The 19006-nt window shown below is 63.5% G+C and carries 21 protein-coding genes; 5 read left to right on the top strand and 16 right to left on the bottom strand.

Features of this window, described 5'->3' with window-relative positions:
• Positions 1-185: 185 nt before the first annotated feature.
• Positions 186-350, top strand: a complete 165-nt coding sequence (gene arfA, locus EGJ22_RS22945; RefSeq protein ID WP_009685838.1) for an alternative ribosome rescue factor ArfA — start codon at positions 186-188, stop codon at positions 348-350.
• Between the two features lie 60 nt (positions 351-410).
• Positions 411-1727, top strand: a complete 1317-nt coding sequence (locus EGJ22_RS22940) for a lytic murein transglycosylase (RefSeq protein WP_029885815.1) — start codon at positions 411-413, stop codon at positions 1725-1727.
• Positions 1728-1818: 91 nt separating this feature from the next.
• Here the strand turns inward: EGJ22_RS22940 and EGJ22_RS22935 are convergent, their stop codons facing one another.
• The 13 genes from EGJ22_RS22935 to EGJ22_RS22875 all read right to left on the bottom strand — a co-directional run bounded on the left by EGJ22_RS22935 (position 1819) and on the right by EGJ22_RS22875 (position 14254).
• On the bottom strand, positions 1819-2757 hold the full coding sequence (locus tag EGJ22_RS22935; RefSeq protein ID WP_029885814.1) for an LD-carboxypeptidase: 939 nt from the start codon (positions 2755-2757) through the stop codon (positions 1819-1821).
• A 109-nt stretch (positions 2758-2866) separates the two neighbouring features.
• Positions 2867-3883, bottom strand: coding sequence for a lipoyl synthase (lipA, locus tag EGJ22_RS22930; RefSeq protein ID WP_009685834.1), 1017 nt, complete (start codon positions 3881-3883; stop codon positions 2867-2869).
• Between the two features lie 2 nt (positions 3884-3885).
• Positions 3886-4533 (bottom strand): lipoyl(octanoyl) transferase LipB, encoded by a 648-nt coding sequence (gene lipB / locus EGJ22_RS22925; RefSeq protein ID WP_009685833.1) that lies wholly within the window; start codon positions 4531-4533, stop codon positions 3886-3888.
• On the bottom strand, positions 4533-4808 hold the full coding sequence (locus EGJ22_RS22920) for a DUF493 domain-containing protein (protein ID WP_009685832.1): 276 nt from the start codon (positions 4806-4808) through the stop codon (positions 4533-4535). The genes lipB and EGJ22_RS22920 overlap by 1 nt, the downstream gene beginning before the upstream one ends.
• Before the next feature lie 70 nt (positions 4809-4878).
• The gene (locus EGJ22_RS22915; protein WP_009685831.1) at positions 4879-6039 is read right to left on the bottom strand and encodes a D-alanyl-D-alanine carboxypeptidase family protein; all 1161 of its coding nucleotides are present in this window, start codon (positions 6037-6039) and stop codon (positions 4879-4881) included.
• 264 nt (positions 6040-6303) lie between these two features.
• Positions 6304-7305, bottom strand: coding sequence for a septal ring lytic transglycosylase RlpA family protein (locus tag EGJ22_RS22910; protein WP_029885813.1), 1002 nt, complete (start codon positions 7303-7305; stop codon positions 6304-6306).
• The gene (gene mltB / locus EGJ22_RS22905) at positions 7305-8315 is read right to left on the bottom strand and encodes a lytic murein transglycosylase B (protein ID WP_009685829.1); all 1011 of its coding nucleotides are present in this window, start codon (positions 8313-8315) and stop codon (positions 7305-7307) included. The genes EGJ22_RS22910 and mltB overlap by 1 nt, the downstream gene beginning before the upstream one ends.
• A gap of 17 nt (positions 8316-8332) precedes the next feature.
• Entirely contained in the window at positions 8333-9436 is a 1104-nt protein-coding gene (gene rodA / locus EGJ22_RS22900; RefSeq protein WP_009685828.1) for a rod shape-determining protein RodA, read from the bottom strand.
• A 38-nt stretch (positions 9437-9474) separates the two neighbouring features.
• Complete coding sequence (mrdA, locus tag EGJ22_RS22895; RefSeq protein ID WP_029885811.1) at positions 9475-11364, bottom strand: penicillin-binding protein 2; 1890 nt, start codon at positions 11362-11364, stop codon at positions 9475-9477.
• 16 nt (positions 11365-11380) lie between these two features.
• Positions 11381-11848, bottom strand: a complete 468-nt coding sequence (gene rlmH / locus EGJ22_RS22890; protein ID WP_054906038.1) for a 23S rRNA (pseudouridine(1915)-N(3))-methyltransferase RlmH — start codon at positions 11846-11848, stop codon at positions 11381-11383.
• 10 nt (positions 11849-11858) lie between these two features.
• Entirely contained in the window at positions 11859-12278 is a 420-nt protein-coding gene (rsfS, locus tag EGJ22_RS22885; protein WP_009685825.1) for a ribosome silencing factor, read from the bottom strand.
• 43 nt (positions 12279-12321) lie between these two features.
• Positions 12322-12981, bottom strand: coding sequence for a nicotinate-nucleotide adenylyltransferase (nadD, locus tag EGJ22_RS22880; protein WP_009685824.1), 660 nt, complete (start codon positions 12979-12981; stop codon positions 12322-12324).
• A gap of 1 nt (position 12982) precedes the next feature.
• A complete protein-coding gene (locus EGJ22_RS22875; protein WP_029885809.1) occupies positions 12983-14254 on the bottom strand; it encodes a glutamate-5-semialdehyde dehydrogenase in 1272 nt (423 codons plus the stop codon).
• Between the two features lie 327 nt (positions 14255-14581).
• Here EGJ22_RS22875 and EGJ22_RS22870 point away from each other — a divergent pair, with 327 nt between their 5' ends.
• Positions 14582-15250 carry a DNA-3-methyladenine glycosylase gene (locus tag EGJ22_RS22870; RefSeq protein WP_029885808.1) on the top strand — a complete coding sequence of 223 codons (669 nt, stop codon included), beginning with the start codon at positions 14582-14584 and terminating at the stop codon, positions 15248-15250.
• A gap of 2 nt (positions 15251-15252) precedes the next feature.
• Positions 15253-16569, top strand: coding sequence for a bifunctional DedA family/phosphatase PAP2 family protein (locus EGJ22_RS22865; protein ID WP_125920413.1), 1317 nt, complete (start codon positions 15253-15255; stop codon positions 16567-16569).
• Between the two features lie 78 nt (positions 16570-16647).
• On the opposite strand, the gene EGJ22_RS22860 is transcribed toward EGJ22_RS22865, so the two are convergent.
• From EGJ22_RS22860 to EGJ22_RS22850, 3 genes are read right to left on the bottom strand one after another with little or no spacing between them, the layout of a single operon-like run.
• The gene (locus EGJ22_RS22860; RefSeq protein WP_009685818.1) at positions 16648-17238 is read right to left on the bottom strand and encodes an LON peptidase substrate-binding domain-containing protein; all 591 of its coding nucleotides are present in this window, start codon (positions 17236-17238) and stop codon (positions 16648-16650) included.
• A gap of 9 nt (positions 17239-17247) precedes the next feature.
• A complete protein-coding gene (locus tag EGJ22_RS22855; RefSeq protein ID WP_029885806.1) occupies positions 17248-17964 on the bottom strand; it encodes an LrgB family protein in 717 nt (238 codons plus the stop codon).
• Positions 17961-18323 carry a CidA/LrgA family protein gene (locus EGJ22_RS22850; RefSeq protein WP_029885805.1) on the bottom strand — a complete coding sequence of 121 codons (363 nt, stop codon included), beginning with the start codon at positions 18321-18323 and terminating at the stop codon, positions 17961-17963. Before EGJ22_RS22850 ends, EGJ22_RS22855 begins: the two co-directional genes overlap by 4 nt.
• A 142-nt stretch (positions 18324-18465) precedes the next feature.
• On the opposite strand from EGJ22_RS22850, the gene EGJ22_RS22845 reads away from it, so the two are divergent.
• Complete coding sequence (locus tag EGJ22_RS22845; protein WP_029885804.1) at positions 18466-18921, top strand: MaoC family dehydratase; 456 nt, start codon at positions 18466-18468, stop codon at positions 18919-18921.
• Positions 18922-19006 lie beyond the last annotated feature (85 nt).

The raw sequence follows: 19006 nt of genomic DNA, 5'->3' as shown, positions 1-19006 counted from the left end.
GCGCGGGCGGCGCTCGCTCTAACAGGCGCTGCCATACCTTGTGGCAAACACCTGTCAGCCCTAAGGCGATCCCTGTGTGGCTTGCCAGCGATAGGGCCTGTGAACCATATACACAATCAATTGGCCCACATCGCCCCTGGGCCCTAAAGTGCGCCCCGAAACCCACCCACCACGGGAACCCCGCCATGAGCAAAAAGCCGAAAAAGCACGGCCCCAACAAGGCCAAGTCGATCATTGCCCAACCGCTGTTCCGCTGCCGCCAGGAACAACCGGAAAAAGGCAAAGGCAGCTACCGCCGCGAAGCCTTCCAATCGAGAGATTGGGAGGCTTCCTACTTTTTGGCGGCATGAAAGCATCGCGCGCGCAGGCATGATATGGTCAGCACCTGACCTGCAATTCTGGATCTGTGCATGCTCTTCCGTCTTTCTCCCCGTTGGGAAACCCGCCAGCTGATCGCGGCCTCCAGCTTCATCCTGCTGGTTGCCTGCGCGGAAAAACCTACCGCCGCCGACGCGCTGCCGCTGGCCCCTGCGCAACCTGCGCCCGTGGTAACCGTGCCCGGTGCAACGCCAGACGCCAGCACTGAAATCCAGCCTTTGCAAACCTTCGCCCAGTGGCAAGCGGGTTTCCGCGAACAAGCCTTGCAAGCAGGTATTTCGCCCAGCATCTTCGACCGCGCCTTCCTCGGGGTTACCCCCGACATGGACGTGATCAAGGCCGACCGCAGCCAGCCTGAGTTCAGCCGCCCGGTGTGGGAATACCTCGAAGGCGCGCTGTCCCCTTTGCGCGTGCGCAATGGCAAGCGGTTGCTGGAGCAGAACGCCGAACTGCTGACCCGCATCGAGCAACGCTATGGCGTTGACCGCCAGGTGCTGGTGGCGGTGTGGGGCATGGAGAGCAATTTCGGCCAGTTCCAGGGCAACAAGTCGGTGATCCGCTCGCTGGCGACCCTGGCCTATGAAGGCCGTCGCCCGCAGTTCGCCCAGGACCAGCTGATCGCCGCCCTGCAGATCATCCAGCATGGCGACATTCAGCCTGAGGCCATGCGTGGCTCGTGGGCTGGCGCCATGGGCCAGACCCAGTTCATCCCGACCACCTACAACACCCATGCCGTGGACTTTGACGGCGACGGCCGCCGCGACATCTGGAACAGCACCCCCGACGCCCTGGCCTCGACCGCGCACTACCTGCAAAGCTCGGGTTGGAAGCGTGGCCAACCGTGGGGCTTCGAGGTGCAGGTACCGCCAGGTTTCGATTTCTGGCAGGCCGATGGCGCGTTGCGCAGGCCGGTGAGCGAGTGGCTGGCAATGGGTGTGAAGCTGCCAACCGGTACCCAATTGCCAGCGGGCAGCAACCAGCTGTCTGCCGCGTTGCTGCTGCCAGCAGGTGCGCGTGGCCCGGCGTTCCTGGTACTGGATAACTTCCGCGCCATCCTCAAGTACAACAACTCATCGTCCTATGCGCTGGCGGTGAGCCTGCTGGCCGACCGCTTCAGCGGCTGGGGCTTCATTGCCGGCAGCTGGCCGAAGGAAGACTTGCCGCTGAGCCGCAGCGAACGCGTGGAGTTGCAGAACCTGCTTAACGGCCGTGGGTATGATGCGGGCCATGCCGATGGCATTATCGGCGCCAACACCCGCAAGGCCATACGCAATGCCCAGCAAGGGCTGGGGTGGCCGGCGGATGGTTACCCGACCCATAAGCTGCTTGAGAGCCTGCGTAGCCAGTGAGGTAGCTGTGGGTTGCGGTACGTTGGTGTAACGCGATCCCTGTAGGAGCGGCCTTGTGTCGCGAAAGGGCTGCAAAGCAGCCCCGGCTATCTCAAGCCTTGAACACATCCTGCTCCAACACCAAGCTCTGCTGAACACTGTCCAGCCGTACCCGAGCCCCCAGCGGCAAGCACACATTCGGGTCGCAATGCCCACTGCGCCACCCCGCCAGCACCGGCACCCCCAAGGGCCCGAAAGTTTCCTCCAGCAATGGCGTCAACGCCGCCGTGGTAATCCCGGCAAAATCCCCTACCAGCACGCCTTTCACGCCCACCAGCTTGCCCGCCAGGCGCAACTGCGTCAGTAGCCGGTCTACCCGGTACAGCGGCTCGTTGACGTCTTCGATAAACAGGATGCAGCCCTCGGTATCCAGCTCGGCCACGGTGCCAAGCGTCGCGCCCAGCATCGACAGGTTGCCACCCAGCAAACGCCCGCTGGCAACCCCCGGCAGCACCGTGCTCATGGCATAGCCCGCTGGGTGGGCAATCTGCTCCCCTGCGCGCACACGCCCACCCAGCTGGGCCAGCAAAGACGACTCGGTCGGCGCCAGCTTGCCGCCGAGCAAGTCGGCATTGAGCATCCCGCCATGGAACGTGATCAGCCCGGCATGCCGATAAAGGGCCGTATGCAGCGCCGTGATATCGCTGTAGCCAATCAGCGGCTTGGGGTTGTGCCGTATCAGCTGGAAATCCAGCTGGTCGAGCAGGCGCATGCTGCCATAGCCGCCACGCATGCACAGAATGGCGTCGATGTCTGGGTCGGCAAAGGCATCATGCAGGTCTTGCAAACGCTGCTGGTCGGGCCCTGCCAGATAGCCCTGGGCCTGCAGGGCACCTGGGAAGATGCGGCACCGGTAACCGCGTTCAGCGAACCACCGGCTGACCTTGCCCGGGTCCAGCCGCGCCGCGCCCGCCGGGGCAATGATGGCGAAGCAGGCGTCCTGCGGGGTTGCCTTGGGCAGGTGGAGGTGAACGCTATCGACACAATTCATCATGCAGCTCCAAACAACTTGTCGCGTGTAGCTTAGGGCTTGTCGGCCACAAAAAAAAATGCCGATGCTGCCCTTTCGGCAAGCATCGGCATTTGTGTTTCAGCCAGGCTCAGAGCTTGATCTTGGCTTCGTGCGCCTGCTGGTCGGCATGGTACGAAGAGCGCACCAGCGGGCCGGAAGCCACGTTCTTGAAGCCCATCTTGTAGCCTTCCTCGGCGAACCAGGCAAAGGTGTCGGGGTGCACGAAACGCTGCACCGGCAGGTGGCTGCGCGACGGTTGCAGGTACTGACCGAGGGTAAGCATGTCGATGTCATGCTCACGCATGCGGTGCATCACTTCGATCACTTCTTCGTCGGTTTCACCCAGGCCCAGCATCAGGCCCGACTTGGTGGGTACATGCGGCACCAACTGCTTGAACTTCTGCAACAGGTCCAGCGACCAGTCGTAGTCAGAGCCCGGGCGCGCGGCCTTGTACAGGCGCGGCACGGTTTCGAGGTTGTGGTTGAACACATCCGGCGGCTCTTGCGCAGTGATTTCCAGTGCCACGTCCATACGCCCGCGGTAGTCCGGCACCAGGGTTTCCAGTTGCACGCCTGGCGACAGCGCGCGGATTTCGCGGATGCAGTCGGCAAAGTGCTGGGCACCACCGTCACGCAGGTCGTCGCGGTCTACCGAAGTGATCACCACGTACTTCAGGCGCAGGTCAGCGATGGCGACCGCCAGGTTTTTCGGCTCGTCCAGGTCCAGCGGCTTCGGCCGGCCGTGGCCTACGTCGCAGAACGGGCAACGACGGGTGCAGATGTCACCCATGATCATGAAGGTGGCGGTGCCGCCCGAGAAGCACTCACCCAGGTTCGGGCAGGAAGCTTCCTCGCACACGCTGTGCAGCTTGTGCTTGCGCAGCAGTTGCTTGATGCGGTCGACCTCCGGCGAGACTGGGATACGCACGCGAATCCAGTCGGGCTTTTTCGGCAACTCGTCGGTCGGGATGATTTTCACCGGGATGCGCGCCACCTTCTCGGCGCCACGCAGCTTGACCCCGGCTTCCACCTTCTTCGGCGCTGGGCGCGGGGTGGCATCCTGGGTAGGTATCAGGTTGGGCACGGCTTCTTGCACAGTTGTCATATTCAGTCGATTCCGCCCGTGAGGGTCGTCTGCTCAGCGTAGTCGAGGTGCTTGACCAGCTGTCCGCGCAGCCTTGTCCTGACCTCGTCGAGTTCGATCGGGCCTGCCAGGTCACGTAGCTGGGTCATCGCCAGCCCCGCATAACCGCAGGGGTTGATTCGGCGGAATGGCGCAAGGTCCATGTCCACGTTCAGGGCAAGGCCGTGAAACGAACGGCCGTTGCGAATTCGCAGGCCGAGGGAGGCGATTTTCGCTCCATCGACATAGACGCCCGGCGCATCGGGCTTGGCTGAAGCCTGCACGCCATAGCTGGCCAGCAGGTCGATGAGGGTCTGCTCGATACGGCTGACCAGCTCACGTACACCAAAACCCAGCCGGCGTACATCCAGCAGCAGGTAGGCCACCAACTGCCCGGGGCCATGGTAGGTCACCTGGCCGCCGCGGTCGGTCTGCACCACCGGGATGTCACCCGGCACCAGCAGGTGCTCGGCCTTGCCGGCCTGGCCCTGGGTAAAGACCGCAGGGTGCTCGACCAGCCAGATTTCATCCTGGCTGGCCGGGCTGCGCTGCTCGGTGAAGCGCCGCATGGCCTCCAGCACCGGTTGGTAGGGCTGCAGGCCAAGCTCGCGAAAACCGAGGCAGGCGGGCATCAGAGCACCATTTTCACGATACCGGTAGCGCGCAGGGCGCTGTTGATATCGTGCAGCTGGTTCTCGCTTTCGGCAACGATGTGCAGTTGCACGGTGGTGTACTTGCCTTCCTTGCTCTGGCGTTCGGCCAGGGTGGAAAGGTCGACTTTGGCGTGCTTGCTGAGAATCTCGATAACCGTGTCCTTGAAGCCGACAACGGTGTCACCGATGACTTTGATCGGGTAATCGGCGCAAGGGAATTCGATCTTGTGCGACTTGACGTCTGGTTCGCTCATGGCGGAAACGGCCTCGTAAGCCGTGGCAACAACACCCCCGCGTGATGCGCGGGGGTGTGCAGGTCACGTATCAGTTGAACAACCCGTAGAAGAATAGACGGATGCTATCCCACATACGGCGGAAGAAACCACCTTCCTCGACGCCATCGAGGGCGATCAGGTCGGCGCTGTGAACCACTTTCTCGTCCAGTTTGACTTCCACTTTGCCGATCACGTCACCTTTGGCGATTGGCGCGGTGAGCTGCGGGTTCATGGTCATCGTGGCGACCAGGCGCTTGAGCTGGCCTTTAGGCATGGTCATGGTCAGGTCGTCGGCCAGGCCGGCCTTGACTTGGCCAGTGGCGCCCTTCCACACCGGCGCCTGGGTCAGCTCGGTGCCCTTCTGGTAGAAGGTCTGGGTTTCGAAGAAGCGGAAGCCGTAGGTCAGCAGCTTCTGGGTTTCGGCAGCACGCGCTTGTTCGCTGTTGGTGCCGAACACCACCGCGATCAGGCGCTGGCCATCGCGTACCGCCGAAGCCACCATGCAGTAGCCTGCTTCTTCGGTGTGGCCGGTTTTCAGGCCGTCGACGGTCTTGTCACGCCACAGCAGCAGGTTGCGGTTAGGCTGCTTGATGTTGTTCCAGAAGAACTCTTTCTGCGAATAGATGGCGTAGTGCGCCGGGTCGACGTTGATGATCGCCCGGGCCAGTACCGCCATGTCATGGGCCGACGAGTAGTGGTCCGGGTTCGGCAGGCCAGTCGGGTTCATGAAGTGGCTGTTGGTCATGCCCAGGTCGGCCGCGGTCTTGTTCATCATGTCGGCGAAGGCATCTTCGCTGCCGGCGATGTGCTCGGACAGGGCGACCGAGGCATCGTTGCCGGACTGGATGATGATGCCGTGCAGCAGGTCGCTGACGGTGACCTGGCTGCCAACCTTGATGAACATGCGCGAACCGCCGGTACGCCAGGCGTTTTCACTGACGGTAACCGGGTCGTTCTCGCCGATCTGGCCACGGCGGATGTCCAGGGTGGCGATGTAGGCGGTCATCAGCTTGGTCAGGCTGGCTGGCGGCAGGCGCTCGTCACCGTTGTTTTCGACCAGCACGTTGCCGCTGGACGCGTCCATGAGTACGTAGGACTTGGCTGCCAGTTGCGGTGGTGCCGGTGTCATCTGCTCGGCCGCGAAGGCAGCAGGCGTGATCAGCAGCAGTACAGGCAGGCAAAGTCGTTTGGCAAGGTTGGTGATGTTCATCCGTCTCTCGAAAATCGCTAATGGTCTGATGTTCCCTGGGCAACATCATGCGCCCAGCGCCAGTCAGTCTAGTTTTATGGCCAGAGGCCTGGCCCGCTACAGTGCGGCTTTATGTCGCTGCGGGCAAAAGCCGACATTGTACATGGCCGAGCCCGGCAGTTCATGACAAAACCGACAGCAAGAGTTTCAATCTGCAAGCCGAAAGACAAAGCGGGTGGGCGCAGGGTCTTCTTGCAGCTTGCAGCCGGTTGCTTGTAGCTGAGCTCAGTCTGTGACCAGCTTGGCCTGCCCCAAGTTCGCCAGGCGGATGCTGTCCTGGGCTTGCTGGATCTCGCCCTGGCTGCCGATCGGCCCCAGCCGCACGCGGTGCAGGGTCTGCTGGTTACGCACGATCGAGCTGATGAACACAGGCGCGCTGACCATGGTGCTGAGCTTGGAGCGCAGCAGTTCGGCGGCATCCGGGTTGGCGAAGGCACCCACCTGCAGGAAGCTGCCGCCTTTGCCACCCGGTACGTTGTTGCCCCCTACCTGTACCGGCACCACCGGCGCCGCGTGCTGCTGCGGCGGCGGCGTCCATTGCTCGACCCGCCCGGTCGTGGCCGGCACCGCCTGGGTCTGGGCCACCTGGGGCTCCTTCAGCACCATCGGTGGCGTCTGGCCACGCTGGGCCCACCATTGCTGCGGGTCGATGCCCTCGACGCGCACGTGTGCGGTGCCGATTTCGGCATAACCGAGCTTCTTCGCTGCGGCATAGGACAGGTCGATGATGCGGTCGGAATAGAACGGCCCACGGTCATTGACCCGCAGAATCACGCTACGGCCGTTGGCCAGGTTGGTCACGCGCACATAGGCCGGCAGCGGCAAGGTCTTGTGCGCGGCACTCATGCCGTACAGGTCGTACAGCTCACCATTGGCGGTGTTCTGCCCGTGAAACTTGGTGCCGTACCAGGACGCGGTACCCTCGGCGCGGTAGTTGCGCGAGTCCTGCATGGGGTAGTAGGTCTTGCCCAGCACCGTGTAGGGGTTGGCCTTGTAGTTACCGGTGTGCACGGTTGGCGTGGCGTCGGGGATCTTGTTCACATCCACGTCCCACCACGGCGCGCCATCCTTGTGTGCCCGGTTGATGTCCAGGCCCGGCTGGCTGCGTACCACGTTGCCGCTGCTTTTTTGCGGGGCCGCGCGGTTGGAAGAGCAACTGGCCAGCACCAGGCCAACGGCGAGGCAGGTGAGCAGCTTGAAAGAGTGTGCAGAGATGATTGCGCGCATTACTTGACGCCCCGTACTTGAACCAGCTGTTCCGCGAGCTGATGCACCGCCATGGCATACATCACGCTGCGGTTGTAGCGAGTGATCGCGTAGAAGTTCTTCAGCCCCATCCAGTACTCGGGGCCATTGTCGCCTTCGAGCCGGAAGGCCGTAACCGGCAGATCATCGCGCAGCGAATCATGAACCGACCAGCCAAGCGCGCGCAACTCCCCCGCGGTCTTGACCGGCTCGATACCGGTGGTCAGGCCTTCGTCGGCGCGCGCACCTTCTACCCAGGCGCGGCTGACCACGCCTTCGCCGGCTACCCAGCCGTGGCGCTTGAAGTAGTTGGCCACGCTGCCAATGGCATCGTCCGGGTTGTTCCAGATGTTGATGTGGCCGTCACCGTCGAAGTCCACCGCGTAGTTGCGAAAACTGCTCGGCATGAACTGTGGAAGGCCCATGGCACCGGCGTAGGAGCCTTTGAGGGTCAACGGGTCCAGCTGCTCGTCGCGCGCCAGCAGCAGGAACTCGCGCAGCTCCTTGCGGAAGAACTCGGCGCGCGGCGGGTAGTCGAAGCCCAGCGTAGACAGGGCATCGATCACCCGGTAGTTGCCGGTGTTGCGGCCGAAGAAGGTTTCGACCCCGATGATCGCGACGATATATTGCGCCGGCACCCCGTATTCCTGCTCGGCGCGCGCCAGCACAGCCTCGTGCTGGCGCCAGAAGTCCACCCCACGGGCAATGCGCGCATCGGTGATGAACATCGGCCGGTAGTCCTTCCACGGCTTTACCCGCTCGGCAGGGCGCGAGATGGCATCCAGAATCGACTGCTTGCGCTGCACCTCACGGAACACCCCCATCAGTTGCTCCGGGGCAAAACCGTAGTCACGGCTCATTTCGCCAACCAGCTCGGCCACCTGTGGCGAACCCTCATAGTCGCCGGCATGGGCCAGCTGTACAGCGCCGAACAGGCCCACCGCGCCGACCCACGGCGCACAACGGGCAGCCCAGTTACGCACTGCTTGCATCAAATTGTTCACCTTTTTCAAACCTGTGCGATCCATTTTCGGTGCGTATGGATCGACATGAGAACGCCAAACGCTGACAGCAGCGTTACCAAGGATGTTCCGCCATAGCTGATAAAGGGCAGCGGCACGCCCACTACGGGCAGCAGGCCGCTGACCATGCCGATATTGACGAATACGTAGACAAAGAAGGTCATGGTCAGGCTACCCGCCAGCAGCTTGCCGAACAGGGTCTGGGCCTGGGCGGTAATCATCAGGCCACGGCCGATCAGCAGCAGGTAGACGATCAGCAGCAGGCAGATACCGACCAGGCCGAACTCCTCGCCGAGCACGGCGATGATGAAGTCGGTATGGCTTTCCGGAAGGAAGTCCAGGTGCGACTGGGTGCCGAGCAGCCAGCCTTTGCCGAACACCCCGCCCGAACCGATTGCCGCCTTGGACTGGATGATGTTCCAGCCGGTGCCCAGCGGGTCGCTTTCCGGGTCGAGGAAGGTCAGTACCCGCTGCTTCTGGTAGTCGTGCATGACAAAGAACCACATCGCCACCGCCACCGGCACCGCCGCTGCCAGTACGCTGAGGATCCAGCGCCAGCGCAGGCCACCCATGAACAGCACGAAGGCGCCCGATGCCAGGATCAGCAGTGCGGTGCCCAGGTCGGGCTGGCGCACGATCAGAATGAATGGCACGCCGATCAGCACCAGGCTGATGGCCACGTGCTTCAGGTGCGGCGGCAAGGTGCGCTTGGACAGGTACCAGGCAATGGTCGCCGGCATGATGATCTTCATGAATTCCGAGGGCTGGAAGCGGATCACCCCCGGGATGTTGATCCAGCGCGTGGCGCCCATGGCGTTATGGCCCATCACGTCCACCACCACCAGCAGCAGCACCCCGGTGAGGTAGGCCAGCGGCACCCAGCGGGCCATGAAGCGCGGCTCCAGCTGGGCGATGACGAACATCGACACCAGACCGATGCCGAACGAGGTCGCCTGCTTGAGCAGCAGGTCCCAGTTCTTGCCGCTGGCCGAATACAGCACGAACAGGCTGCCGGCGGCGAGGGTCAGTAGAATGATCAGCAAAGGGCCGTCGACATGAATGCGCTGCAGGAAGCTGGCGCGCCGACGCATCACATCCTCACTGGAGAGCATGCGATCGAAATTGTTCATCACAGGGCTGATTCCTGGGTAGCGGTAGCAGGCGCGAACTCGGGCTTGAGACGGCCATTTTCGTCGAGCAGCCAGGCGTCCATGATCTGGCGGACCACCGGTGCCGCAACACCCGAACCGGACTCGCCGTTCTCGACCATCACCGATACCACGATTTTCGGGGCTTCGGCCGGAGCGAAGGCAACGAACAGGGCGTGGTCACGGTGGCGCTCCTGAAGTTTGTTACGGTCGTACTTTTCACCCTGCTTGATCGCCACCACCTGGGCGGTACCGCTCTTGCCGGCGATGCGGTATTGGGCACCGAGGGCGGCCTTGCGTGCGGTACCGCGGGCGTTGTGCATCACCTGCTCCATGCCATGGGTGACCTTGGCCCAGTCCGACTTGTCCCGCAGCACGATGTTCGCCATGGGGTTTTCGTCCACCGGCGGCTGGCCTTCGATGGTCTTGGCCAGGTGCGGGCGGTTCCATACGCCTTTGTTGGCGATCAGCGCAGTGGCCTGGGCCAGTTGCAACGGCGTCGCCTGCATGTAGCCCTGGCCAATGCCAAGAATCAGGGTTTCACCCGGGAACCAGGCCTGGCGGCGGGTGGCGCGCTTCCATTCCCGCGATGGCATCAGCCCGGCAGATTCCTCGAACATGTCCAGGGATACCCGCTGGCCGATGCCGAACTTGTTCATGTAACTGGACAGCCGGTCGATGCCCATCTTGTGGGCAAGGTCGTAGAAGTAGGTGTCGTTGGAGCGCATGATCGCGGTGTCCAGGTCGACCCAGCCATCACCCGAGCGGTTCCAGTTACGGTATTTGTGGTCGTAGTTGGGCAGTTGGTAGTAGCCAGGGTCGAATACCCGGCTACTGGCGTTGACCACACCGCTGTCCAGGCCGGCAATCGCCACCGCCGGCTTGATGGTGGAGCCCGGCGGGTACAGGCCGCGCAACACGCGGTTGAACAGCGGCCGGTCGATCGAATCACGCAACTCGGCATACGCCTTGAAGCTGATGCCGGTGACGAACAGGTTGGGATCGAAGCTTGGCTGGCTGACCATGGCCAGAACCTCGCCAGTGCGCGGGTCCAGCGCCACCACGGCGCCCCGGCGGCCACCCAGGGCGGCCTCGGCGGCTTCCTGCAGCTTGATATCCAGGCTCAGCACGATGTCCTTGCCCGGCTTGGGGTCGGTGCGCTTGAGCACCCGCAGCACGCGGCCGCGGGCGTTGGTCTCGACTTCCTCGTAACCGACCTGGCCGTGCAGCGCATCCTCGTAGAAGCGCTCGATGCCGGTCTTGCCGATATGGTGGGTACCGCTGTAGTTCACCGGGTCGAGGGTTTTCAGCTCTTTCTCGTTGATCCGCCCCACGTAACCCACCGAGTGGGCGAAGTGCGCCCCCTGTGGGTAATGCCGCACCAGCTGCGCGACCACCTCGACACCCGGCAGGCGGAACTGGTTGACCGCCACCCGGGCAATCTGTTCTTCGTTGAGCTCGAACAGGATCGGCACCGGCTCGAACGGCCGGCGGCCCTGGCGCATGCGCTTCTCGAACAGGGCGCGGTCGTCTTCGGTCAATTCCAGCACTTCGACGATGGTGTCCAGTACTTCCTGCCAGTTCCCCGCGCGTTCGCGGGTCATCGACAGGCTGAAACTGGGCCGGTTGTCGGCCACGATCACGCCGTTACGGTCGAAGATCAACCCGCGGGTCGGCGGGATCGGCTGCACATGCACCCGGTTGTTCTCCGACAGCGTGGAGTGGTAGTCGTACTGGATGATCTGCAGGTAGTACAGCCGCGCGATCAGCACGCACACCAGCAGCACCACCGCGATTGCGCCGACCACGACGCGGTTACGCACCAGGCGGGCGTCTTTCTCGTGGTCCTTGAGACGGATCGGCTGCGACATCGGACGGCTTACAGGCTCATTTGTGGTAAGGGTGCCCGGACAACACGGTCCAGGCGCGGTAGATCTGCTCGCCGATGAGTATCCTTACCAACGGGTGTGGCAGGGTCAGCGGCGACAGCGACCAGCGTTGCTCGGCGCGCGCGCAAACCTCAGGCGCCAGGCCCTCCGGGCCGCCCACCATCAAATTGACCGTGCGCGCGTCCAGCCGCCAGCGATCCAGCTCGCCCGCCAGTTGCTCGGTACTCCAGGGCTTGCCATGGACCTCCAGGGTAACGATGCGTTCCCCGGGCTGCACCTTGCTCAGCATGGCCTCGCCCTCCTGACGGATCAGGCGGGCGACGTCGGCATTCTTGCCACGGGTGTTCAGCGGAATTTCCACCAGCTCCAGCGACAGCTCGGTGGGCAGGCGCTTGGCATATTCATGCCAGCCTTCCTCGACCCACTTCGGCATGCGCGAGCCGACCGCAATCAGGCGCAAACGCACGGCGCTGCCCTTATTCGCGGTCTTTGAGCTTGTCGGAGTACTCGTGGGCATGGTCCGGGCTGTGGTGCTTGCCATCGGCAGCACGGCTTTGCTCGGCGCCTTGCCACAGGCGCTCCAGGTCGTAGAACTGGCGCGCAGCGGCGGTCATCATGTGCACGATGACGTCGTTCAGGTCCAGCAGCACCCAATCGCTGTCGCCCTTGCCTTCTTCGCCCAGAGGCTGTGCGCCCTTGGCCTTGACGGCTTCACGGACCTTTTCGGCCATGGCGTTGATCTGGCGGTTGGAGGTACCGGTGGCAATGATCATGTAATCGGTCAGGCTGTGCTTTTCGCGCACGTCGATGACCTGGATGTCCTGGGCTTTCACGTCTTCCAGCGCGGCCTTGGTCACTGCGACCAGTTCTTCGCCGTAAATTTTCTGCTTGGTCATATAAAACTCGTTCAACTCGTTGGATGAGGCGCCAGGGGCGCCGTCAGTTGGGCGCACGATACAGTTCGTGCGCCTCGATATAGGCCAGTACGGCGTCCGGCACCAGGAACCTCACCGATTTGCCGCTGGCCAGCAGCTGTCGGATCTGTGTAGCCGACACCGCAAGCGGTGTCTGCCAGACGAACGAAATATTTCCCGCCGGGCCGGACATGGCGGTGGGATCGCTCTCCGAGCGCGCAGCCAGCAGGTTGCGCAGCTCGTCAGGGGGTTCTACGTCGGCATCCGGGCGTTGCAGCACCAGAATGTGACAGTGTTGCAGCAATTCTTCCCAGCGGTGCCAGTTGGGCAAGCCACAGAAGGCATCCCAGCCCAGCACCAGGAACAACTGGTCGTTACCGGCCAGTTCGGCACGGACCGACTCCAGCGTGTCGATGGTGTACGACGGCTTGTCACGCTCGAGCTCACGGGCGTCGACGCTCAGGCAGGCCACCCCCTGTACCGCTTCGCGCACCATGGCCAGGCGGTCTTGCGCGGCCACCTGCGGGGTATCGCGGTGCGGCGGCCGGGCATTGGGCAGCAGGCGCAGTTCGTCCAGCCCCATGAACTCGGCCACTTCCAGCGCGCTGCGCAGGTGGCCGATGTGCACCGGATCGAACGTTCCGCCGAGAATGCCGATGCGTCGGACTGCCTGGGCCTTGCTCAACTCAGCAGGACCCCTGACCGCGCAACTGGCCGTCACCGATGACGACGTATTTTTCGCAGGTCAGCCCCTCCAGGCCGACGGGGCCGCGGGCATGCAGCTTGTCGGTGGAAATGCCGATTTCCGCGCCCAGCCCGTACTCGAAGCCATCGGCGAAACAGGTTGGGGTGTTGAGCATGACCGATGCCGAATCGACCTCCGCCATGAACTGGCGGGCTTCGCCCTGGTGTTCGCTGATGATCGAGTCGGTATGGTGCGAGCCATAGTGATTGATGTGTTCGATAGCCTGGTCCAGGCCGTCGACCACGCGAATTGCCAGGATCGCGTCCAGGTACTCGGTGTGCCAGTCGTCTTCGGTAGCCGGTTTGGCGTCGATGAGTGCCTGGGTGCGCTCGCAACCCCGCAGTTCCACGCCTTTGTCCCGGAAGCGGCGGGCCATCTCCGGCAGGAAGCGCTCGGCCACCTGCTGGTCGACCAGCAGCGTTTCCATGGCCCCGCAAATGCCGTAGCGGTATGTCTTGGCGTTGAATGCCACATTCCAGGCCTTGTCCAGGTCGGCATGCTGGCTGACATAGATGTGGCAGATACCGTCCAGGTGCTTGATCACCGGCACGCGGGCATCGCGGCTGATGCGCTCGATGAGGCCACGGCCACCACGGGGGACGATGACATCGACGAACGCAGGCATGCTGATCAGCGCGCCCACGGCCTCGCGGTCGGTGGTTTCGACCACCTGGACCACCGCGGCCGGCAGGTCGGCAGCGGCCAGGCCACGCTGGATGCAGGTGGCGATGGCGCGGTTGGAATGAATGGCTTCGGAGCCGCCACGCAGGATGGTGGCGTTACCCGACTTCAGGCACAGGCTGGCGGCATCGATGGTCACGTTGGGGCGCGACTCGTAGATGATCCCGATCACCCCCAGTGGCGTACGCATCTTGCCGACCTGGATGCCCGATGGGCGGTAGCTCATGTCCCGGATGGCGCCCACCGGGTCCGGCAGGCTGGCCACCTGGCGCAGGCCGGTGATCATGCCGTCGATGCGGGCCGGGGTCAGCGCCAGGCGGTCCAGCAGCGCAGGCTCCAGGCCATTGGCACGGCCGGCGGCCAGGTCCAGTTCGTTGGCAGCGGTGAGCTCGGCGCGGGCAGCATCCAGCGCATCGGCGGCGGCCAACAGGGCGCGGTTCTTCTGCGCAGTGCTGGCACGGCCGATGACCCGGGACGCCTCGCGGGCAGCGCGACCCAGGCGGGTCATATAGTCAAGAACGGACTCAGTCATGGGTTCGGTGTCTTGGCGAAGGGGAAATCGGCTGATTATAACTGCCGCGCAGGTATACGCCCAGCGGTGGGTGGCGGATGGTCGAAAATGGCCTGGGCAATATGCAGGAAAGATGTAACCGCTCTTATCGAAATCACTCTCCTGCTGTGGCCCTTTCGCGGGCGCGCCCGCTCCCACAGGGATTTCACAAGGCCTTGGGCCATGCAGTACCTGTGGGAGCGGGCATGCCCGCGAAAGGGCCGGCCCCGCCTAACACCACACTCGATTCAGCCTCGATTAAGCCATTCATTGCTATTATCCGGCGTCCCCAGATAGCGAACAGCCCGCATGCCAGCCCTGCCCGACAGCTTTTTCGACCGCGACGCCCAAACCCTGGCCAAAGCCCTGCTGGGCAAGGTCATCCGCCATCGCCAGGGCGACCTGTGGCTGGCGGCGCGTATCATCGAAACCGAGGCCTACTACCTCACCGACAAAGGCAGCCATGCCTCACTCGGCTACACCGAGAAGCGCAAGGCGCTGTTCCTCGATGGCGGGCATATCTACATGTACTACGCGCGCGGCGGCGACTCGCTGAACTTCAGCGCCCACGGCCCTGGCAACGCAGTGCTCATCAAGTCCGCCTATCCTTGGCAGGACGCCCGCTCGGGCCCCAACAGCCTGGCCCAGATGCAACTGAACAACCCCGATGCCAGTGGCAAGCTGCGCCCTCCGGAACGCCTGTGCGCCGGGCAAACGCTGCTGTGCCGCGCCCTGGGCTTGAAAGTGCCACAGTGGGATGCCCGGCGCTTCGACGCCGAGCGCCTGTATGTGGAGGATTGTGGCAGCCCCGTGCCGAAGGTGATCCAGGCCACCCGCCTGGGTATCCCGCACGGGCGCGACGAGCACCTGCCATACCGCTTCGTCGATGCCGAGTACGCGCGTTTCTGCACGCGGAACCCCTTGCGCCGCGGCCAAGTCGAAGGTCGCGATTTCTTCATTCTCGAACAAGGAAGCTGACCATGGGCCAATGGCTCGACAGCCTGACCGGCTGGCTCAGCGCCAACCCCCAGTGGCTTGGCGTGGCAATTTTCCTGGTGGCCTGCGTCGAATGCCTGGCCATCGCCGGCATCATCGTGCCGGGTACGGTGCTGCTGTTCGCCGTGGCGGTACTGGCCGGTAGCGGCACCTTCAGCCTGGGCGAGACCTTGCTGCTGGGTTTTCTCGGCGGGCTGCTGGGCGACGCCCTGTCGTACACGGTGGGCAAGTACTTCCACCAGAACATCCGCCGGCTGCCACTGCTGCGCCATCACCCGGAGTGGATCGGCAGTGCCGAAACCTACTTCCAGCGCTACGGCATCGCCAGCCTGCTGGTCGGCCGCTTCATCGGCCCGCTGCGCCCCATGCTGCCGATGGTCGCCGGCATGTTCGACATGCCGCTGCCACGCTTCATCGCCGTCAGCCTGGTGACCGGCGCGGGTTGGTCGGTGGCCTACCTGCTGCCTGGCTGGGCCACGGGGGCTGCCATGCGCCTGCCCTTGCCAGAGGGCTTCTGGCTGGACGCCGGCATCCTCGCCGGCGGCCTGGCCGTGCTGATTGGCCTGAGCCTGAACAGCAGCATTCGCGATCAACGCCACGGCACCCGGCTGGTTGCCGGCTTGAGCCTGCTCGCCCTGGCCGGCATTTTTCTGGGCTGGCCGTACCTGCATGAATTCGACCAAGGCGTGATGACCCTGGTGCAGGAGCACCGCAGCCAGGCCATCGATGGCACCGTGGTCCTGGTCACCCGCCTGGGCGACTTCAGAACCCAACTGTTCCTGGGCGGCTTGCTGACCGGCCTGTTGCTACTGGCCCGGCAATGGCGCCACGCCGTATTCGCCGGCGGCGCACTGATGGGCACGGCAATCGCCAATGGCACCCTCAAATGGCTGTTTGCCCGTGCCCGGCCCGAGGTACTGAGCGACCCGCTGACCAGCTACAGCATGCCCAGCGGGCACAGCTCGGCATCGTTTGCCTTCTTCCTGGTGATGGCGGTGCTGGCCGGGCGCGGTCAGCCGCCGCGGATGCGCCTGACCTGGGTGTTGCTGGGCTGCATTCCGGCGCTGGCGATTGCCCTGTCGCGGGTCTACCTGGGTGCTCACTGGCCCACCGATATCCTCGCCGGGGCCCTGCTGGCCTGCTGCGTGTGCGCCTTCAGCCTGACCCTGGTGCAGTACCGCCAGCCGCTGCCGGCCTTGCCGCAGCGGGTATGGTGGCTGGTGTTGCCGGCTTGCGTGGCGCTGCTGGCCTTTTTTGCCATGCACGCACTGCCGCAGGCGTTGGCCAGGTATCACTATTGATGTTGCAGGCCTGTCGATGGAGCAAGCCGCTACTACACAGGCTCCGCTACCAACAGGCCGGCGCAGGCAACTCTCACCTCAGGCAAACAGCTCGCCCTGAATCCGCTCCAGCAATTTCTGGATCTCGCCCAGCCGCTGCTGCGGCGAGTCGAGGCTCAGCAGGTCCAGCTTGTCTTCTTCCATGAACGGCAGCAGGTAGGCCAGCTGGTTGGCCAGCGCCTGGCGCCCGTCCAGCGGGCGCGGCATGTCCAACGCCTCGACCATCGGGTGCTCACCCAAGGCCACCAGCAGCGCCACCAGGTCATCGTCCGCTTCCAGCAACGGGCTGTCGGCCTGCTCGGCCAGCCACTGCACCTGCCCTACCAGCAACTGGTCCTTTTGCACCTCGGTGCTGTCCAGGTTGAAGCGCCGCACGCCTTCGACGCGAATGCCCAGCAAGCCGTTGTCCTGCTGTACGAAATCGCGGATCAGCGCCTCGCAGCCGATCGAGGCGACCGTCGGCGGCGCCTTGCCCACCTGCTCGCCCTCCAGGATGCACACCACGCCAAACCCTTCGCCCTGCTTCATGCAGCGCCCGATCATGTCGAGGTAGCGCGCCTCGAAAATCTGCAAGTCGAGAAAGCAGCCAGGAAACAGCACGGTATTGAGCGGAAACAGCGGTAGCGTCATCACCAGTCCTCAGGCCACCAGGCTCACCGCCAACGGCAGGAATACCGCCGTGGCTACGCCCATCAGGCTCATTGCAAGCGCGGCAAAGGCGCCGCATTCGTCACTTTCCTGCAGGGCCACCGATGTGCCCACCGCGTGCGCCGTCACCCCCAGCGACATGCCGCGGGCTTCCGGGCTGTGCACGCCAACACGGCTGAGCAGCGCCGGGCCGAAGATGGCGCCGATTACCCCGGTAATCAGCACGAACACCGCTGCCAGGGCAGCGACCCCGCCAATCTGTTCGGCCACCAGCATGGCAATCGGCGAGGTGACCGACTTGGGCGCCATGGTCATCAGGATCATGTGCTCGGCACCGAACCACCAGCCCAGCAGCAGGCAACACAGGGTGGCAAACAGCCCCCCGACTACCAGCGTAGTAAAGATGGGCCAGAACAACTGCCGGATGCGCCGCAGGTTGAGGTACAAAGGCACCGCCAGGGCCACGGTGGCCGGGCCCAGCAGGGTATTCATGATTTGCGTGCTGTTGCGGTATTCGCTGTAGTCGATGCCGCACGCCAGCAGCACGCCGATCACCAGCAGCATCGACACCAACACCGGCTGCAGGAAGATCCAGCGCGTCTTGTCGTAGCCGGCGAGCACCAGTTGGTAGGCCGCCAGGGTGAGACCGATGCCAAACAAAGGGTGGTGCACGACCGCATCCAGGGCGCCTTGCCAGTCAAGCATCATGGCTGCTCCTCGCGCTTGCTCTGGCGCTGGATCAGTTTCTGCATCAGCACCCCGACGAAAACCAAGGTCAGCAGGCAGGAAATCAGCAGGGCGCCGACAATCGCCCAGAAGTCGGCAGCGATATCCCGGGCATAGACCATCACCCCCACTGCCGGCGGCACCAGCAACAGCGGCAGGTAGCGCAGCAGGCTACTGGCCGCCTCATTCAGGGGTTTGCCAACCTCGCCGCGGGCCATGAGGAAGCCCAACAGCAGCAACAGGCCGATAATCGGGCCCGGCAAAACTGGCAGCAACAGGTGGTTGATCGCCGTTCCCAACAGCTGGAACAGCACCAGCCAGGTCAGACCACGCAACAGCATAAGCATCTCCCTTGGGCATGGCGTCATTATAAGCACGCTGCGCTATAGATCGATATTCGCCAAAAAGTGGACAACTTGACTGCAATGGCCGAGCGTGCTGATCTTGCACTTTCGTACCAACTGACAACCTGGAGAGTCCGCGATGCCCTATGTACCGGTTACAGAGCTTTCGCAATACGTTGGTAAGGAACTGGGCCACTCGGCCTGGCTGAAGATCGACCAGCAGCGCATCAACCTGTTCGCCGAAGCCACCGGCGATTTCCAGTTCATCCATGTCGACCCGGAAAAGGCCGCGCAAACCCCGTTTGGCAGCACAATTGCCCATGGCTTTCTGACCCTTTCACTGATCCCCAAGCTGATCGAAGACATCCTGGTGCTGCCGCAAGGCATGAAGATGGTGGTGAACTACGGGCTGGACAGCGTGCGTTTCATCCAGCCGGTCAAGGTTAACAGCCAGGTGCGGCTGAAAGTGGACCTGGCCGAGGTGACCGAAAAAAGACCGGGGCAGTGGCTGCTCAAGGCGATTGCCACGCTGGAAATCGAGGGTGAAGAGAAGCCTGCTTATATTGCTGAGTCGCTTTCGCTCTGCTTTGTCTGATGCACCACGCCCCTGTGGGAGATTCTATGGTTCCTGGCAAGGGTAGCCGGAGCATCTTCAGCGCCTGTGAGATCGAGCGCCGCCC

Source organism: Pseudomonas sp. p99-361 (assembly GCF_003935475.1).
GTDB lineage: Bacteria > Pseudomonadota > Gammaproteobacteria > Pseudomonadales > Pseudomonadaceae > Aquipseudomonas > Aquipseudomonas juntendi.
The sequence above is the reverse complement of the archived record's forward strand: the minus strand, read 5'-3'. Positions and strand labels throughout refer to the sequence as shown.

Coding starts and splice junctions, on each gene's coding strand:
- EGJ22_RS22860 (WP_009685818.1), bottom strand. CDS start 17,238: ATGACGCTACCGCTGTTTCCGCTCAATACCGTGCTGTTTCCTGGCTGC.
- EGJ22_RS22935 (WP_029885814.1), bottom strand. CDS start 2,757: ATGAATTGTGTCGATAGCGTTCACCTCCACCTGCCCAAGGCAACCCCG.
- rodA (WP_009685828.1), bottom strand. CDS start 9,436: ATGCGTCGGCGCGCCAGCTTCCTGCAGCGCATTCATGTCGACGGCCCT.
- rsfS (WP_009685825.1), bottom strand. CDS start 12,278: ATGACCAAGCAGAAAATTTACGGCGAAGAACTGGTCGCAGTGACCAAG.
- EGJ22_RS22920 (WP_009685832.1), bottom strand. CDS start 4,808: ATGAGCGAACCAGACGTCAAGTCGCACAAGATCGAATTCCCTTGCGCC.
- EGJ22_RS22910 (WP_029885813.1), bottom strand. CDS start 7,305: ATGCGCGCAATCATCTCTGCACACTCTTTCAAGCTGCTCACCTGCCTC.
- EGJ22_RS22850 (WP_029885805.1), bottom strand. CDS start 18,323: ATGCTGTTGCGTGGTCTGACCTGGCTGGTGCTGTTCCAGCTGTTGGGA.
- EGJ22_RS22915 (WP_009685831.1), bottom strand. CDS start 6,039: ATGAACATCACCAACCTTGCCAAACGACTTTGCCTGCCTGTACTGCTG.
- EGJ22_RS22940 (WP_029885815.1), top strand. CDS start 411: ATGCTCTTCCGTCTTTCTCCCCGTTGGGAAACCCGCCAGCTGATCGCG.
- EGJ22_RS22855 (WP_029885806.1), bottom strand. CDS start 17,964: ATGATGCTTGACTGGCAAGGCGCCCTGGATGCGGTCGTGCACCACCCT.
- EGJ22_RS22870 (WP_029885808.1), top strand. CDS start 14,582: ATGCCAGCCCTGCCCGACAGCTTTTTCGACCGCGACGCCCAAACCCTG.
- mltB (WP_009685829.1), bottom strand. CDS start 8,315: ATGCAAGCAGTGCGTAACTGGGCTGCCCGTTGTGCGCCGTGGGTCGGC.
- EGJ22_RS22865 (WP_125920413.1), top strand. CDS start 15,253: ATGGGCCAATGGCTCGACAGCCTGACCGGCTGGCTCAGCGCCAACCCC.
- arfA (WP_009685838.1), top strand. CDS start 186: ATGAGCAAAAAGCCGAAAAAGCACGGCCCCAACAAGGCCAAGTCGATC.
- mrdA (WP_029885811.1), bottom strand. CDS start 11,364: ATGTCGCAGCCGATCCGTCTCAAGGACCACGAGAAAGACGCCCGCCTG.
- lipA (WP_009685834.1), bottom strand. CDS start 3,883: ATGACAACTGTGCAAGAAGCCGTGCCCAACCTGATACCTACCCAGGAT.
- lipB (WP_009685833.1), bottom strand. CDS start 4,533: ATGCCCGCCTGCCTCGGTTTTCGCGAGCTTGGCCTGCAGCCCTACCAA.
- EGJ22_RS22875 (WP_029885809.1), bottom strand. CDS start 14,254: ATGACTGAGTCCGTTCTTGACTATATGACCCGCCTGGGTCGCGCTGCC.
- EGJ22_RS22845 (WP_029885804.1), top strand. CDS start 18,466: ATGCCCTATGTACCGGTTACAGAGCTTTCGCAATACGTTGGTAAGGAA.